Origin of the sequence: Limnobacter humi (genome assembly GCF_024518835.1) — a bacterium.
Lineage (GTDB): Bacteria > Pseudomonadota > Gammaproteobacteria > Burkholderiales > Burkholderiaceae_B > Limnobacter > Limnobacter humi.
Genome location: NZ_JANIGO010000001.1, coordinates 913784 through 925884, shown reverse-complemented (window position 1 = coordinate 925884; position 12101 = coordinate 913784). Strand labels below are relative to the sequence as shown.

Genomic DNA, 12101 nt, shown 5'->3' with positions numbered 1-12101 from the left:
ATTGACACCAAAGCCGATGGGCTTATTTGGGCTCTTGCAGCACCAGCGGTTCGGCGATTTTTTGGGCCTGAATTTCCGCAGGCGTAAACGGCAGAGTCAGCCACTGTTTTTGTGAATAGGCTTTGGTGTAATCGTCGTAGTGCGGGTTGGCCGGGTCGGTGGAAATCGAGTAGGTCAACATGGCATCGGCCTTGGGCGTGCCATCATCCCGCCAGGTCACGGCCTGGATGTAGCTGTTGCCATACACCACGTTGTAACCCGCTTTGCTCAACCGGCTGTCCACACTCACCACGGTGAAAGCCCCTTCCGGGCTGGTGCCGCCAAAAATCGGGATTCGGGTATTTTTGTGTACGCCCGACTGTTGCACCATGCCCATGGGCGCATCAAATGCAAAACCCGAGGCTTGAACAGCCGCAATGGCATCACCCAGCGCAGCCGCGGTAAACGGGTTGAGCAGGTTCAATGTGTTGGGCGTGCGCACGGGGTCGGCCGGATTGAAGCCGGTGGCCCACAAGTTGGTGGGCAGCGAGGCTGGCAGCGGGTTGGGGAACAAGGGGGGTGGATACAAGCCTGGCAACCCGACGGGCAAACCACCTGGGTTGGCAATGGCGCGGGTCCAGAATTCACGCCACAGGTGGGCACCCTTGCTGTCCAGGTTGGACTTGCCATCCCAAGCCTTCAGTGCAGCACAAGCTGCGGCTGTTTGCACGGGGGGTCCGCTGGAGGTGGGCAAGCCGGGCAACTGGCACAGTTGGTCGGTCACAGCCTGCTTGGCCAGTGTGGCCGAGTAAATTTCACTCGACAGGGCAATGTCCTTCAACAGGTCTTGCGTCATCTTGTTGCCCGGGCGGCCGTCAGCTCCCGCCAACCGGCGTTCCGCCTGGAGAATACACAAGCGGGTGCGCAGGGTGCGCTCGGTGTTTTCGTCACCAATGATGCGGTTGAACCCGGTCACAGGCTCAGCCGGGTTGGTCAGCCAGTAGCTGTCGTTGCAGTTGGTCACATAGTCATCGCGCTTCAGGGTGGGCAGGTTGCCCGGGCCGAAAATGCCAGGGGCTGGCGCATCGGAATCGGTGTCCCATTCACAGCCGGACTTCGATCCATCCAGCACCGGCAGGCCGGGCGACAACTGGTTGACCACGGTATGGAACGGTTCGCTCTTGCACGCCGATGTTTTGGCGTCGCTCACGTTGGGCACCACGGTCACGTCGCCATAGTAGGCTGGTTGGCCAGGGCCACTGGCCACTGTGTTCACCCAGGGCACGCCCAGTTCGCTCTTGTGCAGGTCAATAAACTCATCCAGCGAGTTGGCCATGTTCCACTTGGCAAACTGGTTGATCAGGCGGTCGTTTTCCAGGTTGGCGTCCCGCAGGGTGAAGGCCATGAACTGGTTCCAGCCCAGCACCGGCACCCCACTGGCTTTCAACACCAGCATGGGGCCGAAATGCGAGCGGTACATGGTGCGTTGCATTTTGGTCAGCGTGCCATCGGTTTGCTTGACTTCAATTTCGGTGGGCAGGGCAATCATGTCGCGGTACTCGCCATCGTACATATACTGCGTGGGCTTTTGCGGATTGACCTGCAATTGGTAGAAGGTGAAGCGATACGCCGTGGACACCGTGTGGCTCCAGGCCAGCTTCTCGTTAAAGCCAATCAGCACCGCTGGCACGCCATACAGTCCCACGCCCATGATGTCCATTTTCTTCTGGCCATTGATGGTCAGCGTATTGTGGCTGGGGTACAAACGCTCGGTGCCGCGCCACGGGAAGTGCGGGTTGCCGTACACAATGGACTGGCCGTTTTGGGTGCCGTCCTTGCCGAATGCATACATATTGCTGCCGAACTTGTCGCGGTCCTGCATCGCCACCAGGGGGTTGGGCGATTTTTTCAGCAAGGCGACCTGTTGGTTCGTCGACTGCTTTCCTGCCTTGGCCACGGGCACACCGGGCGCGCCGCCACTGGGTGGCTGGGCACTGCCAATCTCGGTCACAAACACCGAACTGCTGGCCAGCACGGCCAGGCGCACAAAGCGGCGGTACATGTCATCGGTGGCAATTGGCTGCAGCCAGTCTGCCGTGGCGCAACTGGCATGGGCGCTCACCTTGCTGCCGTCGGCTTTGGTGTATTGGTGCTTGCCGGCTTTCAGTTCGGCAATGTAACGGTTCACACCGGCCACATAGCCGGTCACCACCGTTTGGAAGTCGGGCACGGTTTTGTCGCGGGTGCGCTCCCAGGCATTGCGCTCGGTGCCATCCGCACCCTTTTCCTTGTAGGCAAACAGGCTTTTCCAGAAGAAGTCGCTGTCCACATTGTTGGCGTTGGACCCATTGGGTTCAATCGTGTAGGTGCCGGTGGGGCCGAAGTACTTGGACCGCTCACCGCGAATGGTCAGCAGGTCTTCCAGGAATACACAGAGGTTGTCCTCCGCGAAGGCATACCCTTCGCCATAACCCAGGCTGCCGTAGTCTCTGGCGTCAATGTGGGGAACACCATAGGTGGTGCGGGTGATGGTGGCGTTGTACTTGTAGTCCACTTCACTGGGCGTGGTCCGCCCGTCGGTGCCGGCCACGCCGCCCCCGTTGCCACCCAAACAACCCGCCAAGCCCAGTACCAGGGCGCTGACGGTCAACAGGCCGTAACGGCCTTGACGCGCTTTGTTCACAACTGTCTCCTCAGTGTTGTTGCCAGCCGCTTGCGGCTGCCCGGCGGATTCTTTGGGCCGGTACTGAACTGTTACTCCGGAAAACAGAAAGTGGATGCGCTGTCATCAAGCTGAAATCGGCCAACAATCCCCCGGGTTTGCCCCGATGGTGTTAGTCCCGATGGCTGCTGACTCGGCAGCAGGCAAAAATGTCAGCTTCCTGTTTCACCATAAGAACCCACCGCCATGAACGCCGCAGCACGTGAAAACCCGCTTCCCCATGTCATCAACGGCCAATCGGTGTTGCCAGCCGGCAGCCGCACCGCGCCGGTTTTCAACCCATCGCATGGCGTTGTTCAAAAACAGGTGGCGCTGGCCGAGCCCGCCACCGTGAACGAGGCCGTGGCCGCTGCAAAAGCGGCACTGCCCGCCTGGGCCAACAAACCCCCACTGCAGCGGGCGCGCATCCTGAACCGCTTTCTGGCACTGATGAACCAGCACCGGGATGAACTGGCCGCCATCATCACGGCCGAACACGGCAAGGTGTTTACCGATGCGCAGGGCGAAGTCACGCGCGGCATCGAGATTGTTGAATTTGCCTGCGGCATTCCGCAACTATTGAAAGGCGATTACACCGAGCAGGTGTCCACCAACATCGACAACTGGACCACCCGCCAGCCGGTGGGTGTGGTGGCTGGCATCACCCCGTTCAACTTCCCGTGCATGGTGCCGTGCTGGATGTTTCCGGTGGCGATTGCCTGCGGCAACACCTTCATCCTCAAGCCCAGCGAGCGGGACCCCTCTGCCGCCAATTACATGGCGGGTTTGTTGAAAGAGGCTGGCCTGCCCGATGGCGTGTTCAACGTGGTCCACGGCGACAAGTCGGCGGTGGACACCCTGCTGAACCACCCCGATGTGTCGGCCCTGAGCTTTGTGGGCTCCACACCCATTGCCCAATACATTTACGAAACCGGTGCCCGCAACGGCAAACGGGTTCAAGCACTGGGTGGCGCCAAAAACCACCTGCTGGCCATGCCCGATGCCGACTTGGACCAGGTGGTGGACGCTCTGGTGGGCGCAGCCTATGGCAGCGCAGGCGAACGCTGCATGGCCATTTCCGTGGCCGTACTGGTGGGGGATGTGGCCGACCGCATCATGCCCAAGCTGGCCGAGCGCGTGCGCACCCTGCGCATCACCGACGGCATGGACCTGAAGGCGGAAATGGGGCCCATCGTGACCGCGGAGGCACTGGCACGCATTGAGAATTACATCCAGATTGGTGTGGACGAAGGCGCAACACTGGTGGTGGATGGCCGTGGGCACAAGCCCGCCGGTTTCGAGAAAGGCTTTTACACCGGCGGTACCTTGTTTGACCATGTAAAACCCCACATGCGCATTTACAAGGAAGAAATTTTTGGCCCGGTGCTGGCCTGTATTCGCGTCAAAGATTTCGCAGAAGGCTTGGCGCTGATCAACAGCCACCAGTACGGCAACGGCGTGGCCTGTTACACCCGCGACGGCAACACCGCTCGCGAGTTTGGTCGCCAGGTGCAAGTGGGCATGGTGGGCATCAATGTGCCCATTCCTGTGCCCATGGCCTGGCATGGCTTTGGGGGTTGGAAGTCCAGCCTGTTTGGCGACATGCATGCCTATGGTGAAGAAGGCGTGCGCTTTTACACCCGCCAGAAGTCCATCATGCAACGCTGGCCAGACAGCACCCAGAAAGGCGCTGAGTTTGCCATGCCCACCTCCAAGTAAGCCTTTCGCGTAGACTCGGTGTTGAGCAGCAGTACGTCCAACAAGTACGCCCAACATCGACTCTGCGAGAGGATTGCTTGAACGCTGACATCAAGGCCGGTGCCCTGGTTGCACTGGCGGGCTTTGCACAAGCCCTGGTCTACGGCATGCTGGCCTTTGCCCCACTGGGGCAAGACGGGCTGGCCATCGGTTTGTACGCCGGCCTGGTGAGTGCCCTGGTGGGCAGCGCATTGGGTGCCTTGTTGGGCAGGGCCCCTGTTCAGTTCGGCGGGCCCCGTTCCTCAACCGCTCTTATCGTGGCGGGCTCCATCTTCGGTTTCCAGTCGCAGGCTCAAACCTTGAGCCTGACAGCGTTGGTTGGCCTCTCCGCCATGGAAGTCCTTCTGGCGGGGCTGCTGGTTTTCATCGCCCAACGGCAAGGGGTTGGTCGGCTCATGCAATGCCTGCCCGCACCGGTACTCATCGGCATGAACACCACGCTGGGCCTGTTTTCCGCCTACAAGTTATTGCCCGCCATGGTGGGTTTTGCCGTGTTTGTGGGTGTACCCCATGCAGCCGCGCACCTGCCCGAAGCCTCTTGGCTGGTGGCCGCCATCTCGGGGCTCACCACCCTGCTGGTGGTTTACTTCCGGGTGGTTCGGCCCAACCCTTGGGGCATGGTGATTGCACTGCTGGCAGGGCTGACCGTGCAACAGGCTTGCCAATATGGGCTGACAGCCACCACCCCGCTGCTGGGCCTGACCACTGCCCACTGGCCTCACACCGTAAATTGGGCTTCTGCAGCCGAGCAGGGGCTCACCGCCCTGTGGCAACACCCGGGCCTTGTGCTGCAGGTGGGCATTGGTGCAGGGGTCATTGCCTTGCTGGTGGTGCTGGAAAGCATGCAGTCCCTGTTGACGGTGGACCAAACCCTGAACACCCGGCACGACACCGCGCGCGAACTGAACACCCTGGCGCTGGCCACGGTGGTCAATGGCCTGCTGCTGGCGCTGCCCAGTTCCAACTATGTGTCCCGCAGCAACAACGGCCTGGCCGTGGGTGGCAAAACCCGGCGAAGCGAAGCCGCCTACTGTGCCGTGTTGCTGGCCTTGAGCGCCCTGCTGTGGCCGGTGCTCGACCGGCTGCCCATCCATATTCTGGCCACTGTGGTGGCCATCAGCTCGCTCTTTCTGATTCAAGGCAAAACCCTGCACTGGGTGCGGGATTTTTTCAGCCCACGCAAACACGGCCGCATGGACAGCAACGCTCGGTTCACGGTGTGGGTGCTGCTCGGCATGGTGGGGGCCACCGCACTGAGCAACCTGCTGGTTGGCACCTTGGTTGGGGTGTTGTTTGTGGCCGCCTACTTTTTGCGGCAGCAGTCCGTGGGCGGGCTACTGGCCCTCGAGCACCAACCGGTTGGCCGGTCCCGCACCTTGCGTCCCCGCGGTGACCGGCAGGCGCTGGACCTTGCCTTCCGCCGCGTGTGCCGGGTGACCTTGGACGGCAGTCTGTTTTTCGGCAACGCCGCCTCGCTGGCCATTCGCCTGCACGACGAGCTCAAACCGTGCGCCCATTGGGTGGCCGACTTTTCCCGGGTGCGCTATGTGGACGACACCGCCGTGCAAGCCTTGGTGCGCGCTTTGGGCAGCAACCTGCCCCACCTGAAAGGCCACAGTGTGGCCGTGCTGCCGGCCGCCCAACATGTGCCTGCGGAAACACTGCGCGCTCTTGAGCAACTGTGCCAGGGCTGCGGCCTGCACTGCACCAGCCACCTGGACGATGCTTTTTACTGGCTGGAAAACCACCTGCTCGGCCTGTCTGACAGGGCCTCTGGGGAAAGCCCCGCCAACCCCGTGCACCAAGCCTTGCTGGACAGCCATGTGTGCGATGGCCTGCCCCCGCACCTGCAAACCCAATTGACCGAAGCCTGGTTGCCCCTGCAACTGACTGCCGGAGAAACCCTGTTCCGCGAAGGCGACGCCGCTTCGGGCCTGTTTGTGCTGGCCTCAGGCCAAATGAGCGCCTGGCACCACAGTGGCAACCACTCCGATCGCCTGATGCGCTTTTGCCCCGGCAGCCTGATTGGCGAAATGGCGCTGCTGGACCAACGCCCCCGCTCAGCCACGCTGGTGGCCGACACAGCCTGCACCGTGCTGCACCTGCCGCTGCAGACCTACCACCTACTCGACCCGGAATTGGCCACACCCCTGCTGCGAAACCTGGCCAAGGAGCTCACTTTGCGGGTTCGTCTGTCCAATCAGGGCCTTGCGCTCACACAGCCGGGCTAGAAGGTTTACTCTTTGTCCAAGCGCCCAGCATGCCGTATGTTCACGGGTGTATACAAAAAACCACCCATGTCATGAACAAAGCCGAATTCCAGAAACGTTACGGAAACACCATCCGGAAGCCCAAACTGAGCCTGCTGCTGGGCGAAGCCCGGGCGCCGCTGGAAGCGGCCAAACTGGCTGTTCAATGGCGCTTTCTGCCCCGCAAAAATGTGGGCCAGGGGCAAACCATTCTGCTGTTGCCCGGTTTTGGCTCGGGCCCTGCAGCCATGAGCTTGATCAAGCGGTACATGGAGTCGCTGGGTTACAACGCCGTGCACTGGAGCGCAGGTTTTAACCACGGCGAGGTGGGCAAGCTGCTGCCGCAAGTGATAGACGACATCAAGCGCCTGTCTGAGGAAGCCCAAAGCCCCATCAAATTGTTGGGCTGGAGCTTGGGCGGCTACCTGGCGCGCGAAGCCGCACGCGAGGTTCAGCAAAACGTGAGCCGCATTGTGACCATCGGCAGCCCAGTGGTCGGTGGCCCCAAGTACACGGCCGTGCGCGGCCTGTACGACCTGAAGGGCACCGACGTGGAGTCCATCGAGAACAGCACCTTGAAGCGCTTTGAGCAGCCCATTGTGTGCCCCATCGTGGCCCTGTATTGCAAGAAAGACAGCATCGTCAGCTGGCAAGCCTGTATCGACCGCTTCTCGCCCAATGTAGAGCACATTGAAATCCAGACACCCCACCTGTCCATGGGCATCAGCACCGAAGTGATGGACCTGCTGCCCTACGCACTGGGCACGCCGCTCAAGTAAAGCTTTGTAAAGCAGCGAACCTTACCCGCCCAGCAACCTCACAGAAACAAGGCCTCAAACAATTGAGGGGCCTTTGTTCCTGTATTCCGTGTTTGCCCGCACTTGTAACTTCAAGCCAGCGGCGTAGACTGGACTTTCAAATAATAGAAGGGGGTTAGGGCAATGATTCGACAACACTATCAGCCACTTGAACACATCACCGCAGGCGCCACTGACGTGATCACCGTCAGCGACCCCAGTCGGCCAATCAAGCTGACTGCCGACTCACCCGCCTTTGACGCCATGACCGACTTGCGCCGCATTCAGCCAGTGAGCATCGACCCCGCCGAAAACCTCGAGCAGGCCCGCACCACCATGATTGTGTGCGGCGTGAAGCTGCTGTTTGTGCGCAACGCACAGGGCAACCTGCTGGGCCTGATCACCGCCAATGACCTGGCCGGTGAACTCGCGATTGTTCAAGCCGCCAACAGTGGCCGCAGTGTGCCCGAGCTCACCGTGAACGACGTCATGGTGAAACTGCCCGATCTGGAATTTCTGGAATTTGGTGCAGTGTCCCGCGCGGAGGTGGGCCACATCATTGCCACACTGAAAGCCCACAACCGGCAACACGCCCTGGTGGTGGACAACCGCCAAGGCAACCTGCGTGTGGTGGGTTTGTTCTCGGCCACGCAAATTGCCCGCCAAATGGGCATCCCCGTGTTCGACCCGGTCAAGGCCAATACCTTTGCCGAAATTGAAGCTGCAGTGGCGTCTGCTTAAGGCTGCTTGACCGCTTCGATGGAAATGCGCACCTTCACCTCGGGTAAAAAGCCACGGTCCACGGCATAACCGAGGTTGAAGTCGGTGCGCTTGAAGTTGGCTTCGGCGTCGGCACCGCACACTTCCACTTTCTTGAACGGGTGGTTGATGCACTTGAACTGCTTGATGGTGAGGTTGACCGGTTTGGTCACGCCTTTCAACGTGAGTTCGCCCAGCACCTCCACGGGTTTGTCGCCCTCAAAACGCATGGACTTTCCAACGTACTCGATGGTCGGGTAGGCCTCCACGTCGAACATGTCCACGCCCTTGGCCTCTTCATTCATTTTGCTGTGGCCAAAGTCAATGGTGCTGGCGTCCATCTCGATGTTCACGGTTCCGGTTTTGTTGACCCGGTCCAGCGTCACGGTGCCTTTGGTCTTGTTGATTTTGCCGCGCCAAATCGACAACCCCCCCAAGTGGTCGGCCTCAAAGGCCGGGTAGGTGTGGCCGGGGTCCACCAGGTATTTGTCCACCGCCGCGTGGGCCACACTGGCAGCGGCCACACACACCGCGCCGACGATCAAGGCGGCCAGCGGCCGCTTTCGTGTTGTCATTGTCTCTGCTCCTGCATGGAATCTGTCCGAGCTCACACCATGAGCCCGGTTTTTTATTTTCCGGTGGTCACCAGCTTGAAACCAATCACCACCTCGTCAGCCACCAAGCTGGTATCAGCCCATTCGCCCGAGGCGCCCACTTTGAAATCCAGCCGCTTGATTTTCGTTTGACCAGAGAACACGGATTTGCCACCCTGGGATTGAATACTCACCGGAAATGTCAGCGGCTTCTTGATGCCGCGAATGGTCAGGTCGCCAGTGGCTTGATAGCCCTTGCCAGCGGGCTTCACGCTGGTCACCGAAAAAGTGGCATCTGGAAATTTGGCCGAATCAAACCAGTCGGGTTTGGCCACCTCTTTGTTGTACAGCGGGTCGCCCAGGTCAAAGCTGGCGGTTTGAACCGTGACGGTGGCTTTGGTGGCTTCCGGTTTGGCCGCATTGAAATCCACCTGGCCAGAAAACTTCTTGAAATCACCACTCACCGGCACATTGAACTGTTTGAAGGTGGCCCGAACCAGGCTTTGTGCCGGGTCGACCGGGTCGGCCTGTGCAACACCGGACACCAACATACCCGCCACGGTCAACACCGCAGCCATTCCATTTCCAAACTTCAACCGCATCGCTTGCCTCACTGCTTGTCGACCCTCAGGCCAGGAATCATCTTGCCCAGAATTCGGGTATTGTCCATCCACTCATGCTTGACCGCCATGAGCACGTGCCCCGCCACCAGAATGACCAGCCCCCAGGCTGAAAGTTCATGCAGTTCTTCAAATACTTCCTTGAGGGCCGGGTCTTTGTGAATGATCACCGGCAACTCGATGACACCAAACCACACCACCGGGTAACCGGCTGCCAGGCTATACAGATAACCCAACACGGGCGTGATCAACATCATGGCATACAGTGCCCAGTGGCCCGATTTGACCAAAACCATGAGTCGCCCCGCCCAACTGGCCGGGTAACTGGGCAAGGTCGACCCGGCTCGCACCAAAATCCGAATCATCAACAGGGCAAACAGGCTAACGCCCAGCCACTTGTGCCAATTGAACAGTTTCAGCTTAAACGGCGTGATGCCCGGAATGTCCACCATGTACAAACCCATGCCAAAAGCAACAGCCAAACCCAAGGCCATGGCCCAGTGCAGCAGCATCATGAGCGGGTTATAGCGGGATGGAGTGGGGGTCGACGGCATGTCCGTGAAGTCCTTGTGCTTGATTGACAACATTTTTCCCGCAAATTCTGTTTGGGGCTTTGGGTTTTTTCAAGATACAATTTACAGTTGTTTTGGCGCTGCGTACAGTTTACCGGGCTGGTGGATGAGTCCCCAAGGGCATGGATGCTGGCAGTGCACACCGGTTTACCCCTCGCGCTAACAATTAAACAGGATGTGGTATGAGCGACTCCAACGAACACGAACTGCCGTTTAAAACACCCAAGCAGCTGATTGTGGCCATTGTGGCTTCCTTTGTGGTGCCGGTTTTCATCATTATCCTGCTGGCCAACTATGTCAGCACTGGCAACAAGCCCGCCGCTGGCAGCAACGCCATGACTGACGAGGCCATTGCCGAACGCTTGAAGCCGGTAGGCTCCGTGGAGTTTCTGGATGCCAACGCACCCAAGGTGCTGAAGACTGGCCAGGAAGTGTACACAGGCGCTTGCGCAGCCTGTCACGGTGCCGGTGCTGCCGGTGCACCCAAGTTTGGTGACAAAGGCCAGTGGGGGCCCCGCCTGTCGCAAGGTTTCGACACCCTGTGGAAACATGCGGTAGAAGGCATTCGCGCCATGCCAGCCAAGGGTGGCAACCCCGACCTGGACGATGTTGAAGTAGGCCGCGCGGTGGCCTATATGGCCAACGAAGCCGGTGCCAACTTCAAAGCGCCTGAGCCTGCAGCACCCGCTGCTGCGCCCGCCGCGGATGGTGCTGCTGCACCGGCTGTCCCCGCTGCAAAGTAATGTCGATCGGGCTCAGTCACTGAGCCTGGTGATGTTGAAAACCCCGGTTTGATGCCGGGGTTTTTTTATTTCCTGTTTGCAACACCGGCAACTTGTGCCAGTTTATTGCTCCCAGCAACACCGGCCGCCCGTGCCGAACGCCCCCCAATGTAAAGGTTGCCCCGCGCCTTCAAACCGGACCGAGAACTCGCCACTACGTGGCTCAAACATCTCGGTCCGTCTGTTCGAATGCTGTGCGGGTCAAGCCGATCGGGTGGCTGACTGTTCGGCGCCGGGCATACCGGTATTGCCGGGGCTTATGGCACCGAGCATGTAGGCTGCACCGGTTTGTTGGCCTGCGCGGTTCATCTCCCCTGCAGCGACATTCAGGACAATCTGCAAAACCGTGCCAAGCAAGCGCGGTGAACTGACCAACGGTCAGTTCAGAGGTCGATCCCGACTCGCTTTTTGGAGGGGCGACCTCAGCGATCGCGAGGCTCAGGTTTTGAACTACAGATTGGCCGTCGCCAAGGGGTGTGACCGCGCAGGGCATACCATCTGTGTAGTAGCACCACTAACCCCGTGGCATCCCACCCACCAAACTGAAACCCACTCCCCGGAAAATCAGCATGGCGTTTTCAACCACATGCTCCACTGGCTGACGGCACCCTTCCAGCGCCCAGCGGGCAGCCATGTACAACACCGAGCCCACCAGGCCCGATGCCAACAGTGTGGAATCCAGGTGTACATCTGGGTCGCCCTTGGCGCGCTGTTCAATCAGCGGTTTGGCCAGCGCCTCCAGCATTTCCACAAAGCTGTAAAGGGTTCTCAATGACAGTTCTTCCAGGTGCCGGTTCACGGTCAACACCTCCACCAGCAGAATGCGCGCCGCTTCGGGTTGTTCCTTGAACTGCGTAAAAAACACGGTCAGACCTGTGGTGGTGGCCTCTTCCAACCCTTCATCACCCATGCCCAGCAGCACCTGCTGCAAGCGGCCCCGCAAGGTGTCGGTGATGTGCAAATAGCAGGCGGTAAACAAGGCCTCGGCATTGGGGAAGCTTTCGTAGAAATACCGTTCCGTCAGCCCGGCTTCCTGGCACAAGCCCTTGACCGTGGCTGCGTGATAACCGCTAGAACCAAAAATCTTGATGCCCGCTTCAATCAGCTTCATTCGCCGCTCGGCGGTCCGTACTTCATTGGACACCCCCCGGTAACGTCGCCCTTCTGCTTTCACCGCTGTTTCCGTCTTGGTCAAACTCATATTGGAAGACATACTCAAAAAATAGCCATTGACAGTATGAGGCACCCTCATTAAATTGACAACCACGATTGTCAAATTGTCGATCATCCA

At 59.6% G+C, this 12101-nt stretch carries 10 protein-coding genes; 5 read left to right on the top strand and 5 right to left on the bottom strand.

Annotated elements, in window-relative coordinates; all coding sequences use genetic code 11:
• Window positions 1–22: 22 nt before the first annotated feature.
• Window positions 23–2662, bottom strand: coding sequence for a penicillin acylase family protein (locus NQT62_RS04380; RefSeq protein ID WP_256763379.1), 2640 nt, complete (start codon window positions 2660–2662; stop codon window positions 23–25).
• Window positions 2663–2887: 225 nt separating this feature from the next.
• Between NQT62_RS04380 and NQT62_RS04375 the strand changes: the two genes are divergently transcribed.
• The 4 genes from NQT62_RS04375 to NQT62_RS04360 all read left to right on the top strand — a co-directional run bounded on the left by NQT62_RS04375 (window position 2888) and on the right by NQT62_RS04360 (window position 8225).
• Entirely contained in the window at window positions 2888–4399 is a 1512-nt protein-coding gene (locus NQT62_RS04375; protein WP_256763378.1) for a CoA-acylating methylmalonate-semialdehyde dehydrogenase, read from the top strand.
• 77 nt (window positions 4400–4476) lie between these two features.
• Window positions 4477–6669 (top strand): cyclic nucleotide-binding domain-containing protein, encoded by a 2193-nt coding sequence (locus NQT62_RS04370; protein ID WP_256763377.1) that lies wholly within the window; start codon window positions 4477–4479, stop codon window positions 6667–6669.
• A 71-nt stretch (window positions 6670–6740) separates the two neighbouring features.
• Window positions 6741–7466: an esterase/lipase family protein gene (locus NQT62_RS04365; protein ID WP_256763376.1), complete on the top strand. Its 726-nt coding sequence runs from the start codon at window positions 6741–6743 to the stop codon at window positions 7464–7466.
• Between the two features lie 162 nt (window positions 7467–7628).
• Entirely contained in the window at window positions 7629–8225 is a 597-nt protein-coding gene (locus NQT62_RS04360) for a CBS domain-containing protein (RefSeq protein WP_256763375.1), read from the top strand.
• On the opposite strand, the gene NQT62_RS04355 is transcribed toward NQT62_RS04360, so the two are convergent.
• The 3 genes from NQT62_RS04355 to NQT62_RS04345 are packed head-to-tail and all read right to left on the bottom strand — an operon-like array spanning window position 8222 to window position 10010.
• On the bottom strand, window positions 8222–8818 hold the full coding sequence (locus NQT62_RS04355; RefSeq protein WP_256763374.1) for a YceI family protein: 597 nt from the start codon (window positions 8816–8818) through the stop codon (window positions 8222–8224). The two genes, NQT62_RS04360 and NQT62_RS04355, sit on opposite strands and share 4 nt — an antisense overlap.
• Window positions 8819–8871: 53 nt before the next feature.
• Window positions 8872–9414, bottom strand: coding sequence for a YceI family protein (locus tag NQT62_RS04350; protein ID WP_256763373.1), 543 nt, complete (start codon window positions 9412–9414; stop codon window positions 8872–8874).
• Window positions 9415–9446: 32 nt separating this feature from the next.
• Window positions 9447–10010, bottom strand: a complete 564-nt coding sequence (locus NQT62_RS04345) for a cytochrome b (protein ID WP_256763371.1) — start codon at window positions 10008–10010, stop codon at window positions 9447–9449.
• Window positions 10011–10210: 200 nt separating this feature from the next.
• Here NQT62_RS04345 and NQT62_RS04340 point away from each other — a divergent pair, with 200 nt between their 5' ends.
• Window positions 10211–10771: a c-type cytochrome gene (locus NQT62_RS04340; protein ID WP_256763369.1), complete on the top strand. Its 561-nt coding sequence runs from the start codon at window positions 10211–10213 to the stop codon at window positions 10769–10771.
• Window positions 10772–11324: 553 nt separating this feature from the next.
• Here the strand turns inward: NQT62_RS04340 and NQT62_RS04335 are convergent.
• A complete protein-coding gene (locus tag NQT62_RS04335; protein ID WP_256763368.1) occupies window positions 11325–12011 on the bottom strand; it encodes a TetR/AcrR family transcriptional regulator in 687 nt (228 codons plus the stop codon).
• Window positions 12012–12101 lie beyond the last annotated feature (90 nt).

Bases quoted from the DNA above. Each gene is read 5' to 3' on its own strand.
- NQT62_RS04340 (WP_256763369.1), top strand. From the start codon at position 10,211: ATGAGCGACTCCAACGAACACGAACTGCCGTTTAAAACACCCAAGCAG.
- NQT62_RS04365 (WP_256763376.1), top strand. From the start codon at position 6,741: ATGAACAAAGCCGAATTCCAGAAACGTTACGGAAACACCATCCGGAAG.
- NQT62_RS04360 (WP_256763375.1), top strand. From the start codon at position 7,629: ATGATTCGACAACACTATCAGCCACTTGAACACATCACCGCAGGCGCC.
- NQT62_RS04355 (WP_256763374.1), bottom strand. From the start codon at position 8,818: ATGACAACACGAAAGCGGCCGCTGGCCGCCTTGATCGTCGGCGCGGTG.
- NQT62_RS04350 (WP_256763373.1), bottom strand. From the start codon at position 9,414: ATGGCTGCGGTGTTGACCGTGGCGGGTATGTTGGTGTCCGGTGTTGCA.
- NQT62_RS04345 (WP_256763371.1), bottom strand. From the start codon at position 10,010: ATGCCGTCGACCCCCACTCCATCCCGCTATAACCCGCTCATGATGCTG.
- NQT62_RS04335 (WP_256763368.1), bottom strand. From the start codon at position 12,011: ATGAGTTTGACCAAGACGGAAACAGCGGTGAAAGCAGAAGGGCGACGT.
- NQT62_RS04375 (WP_256763378.1), top strand. From the start codon at position 2,888: ATGAACGCCGCAGCACGTGAAAACCCGCTTCCCCATGTCATCAACGGC.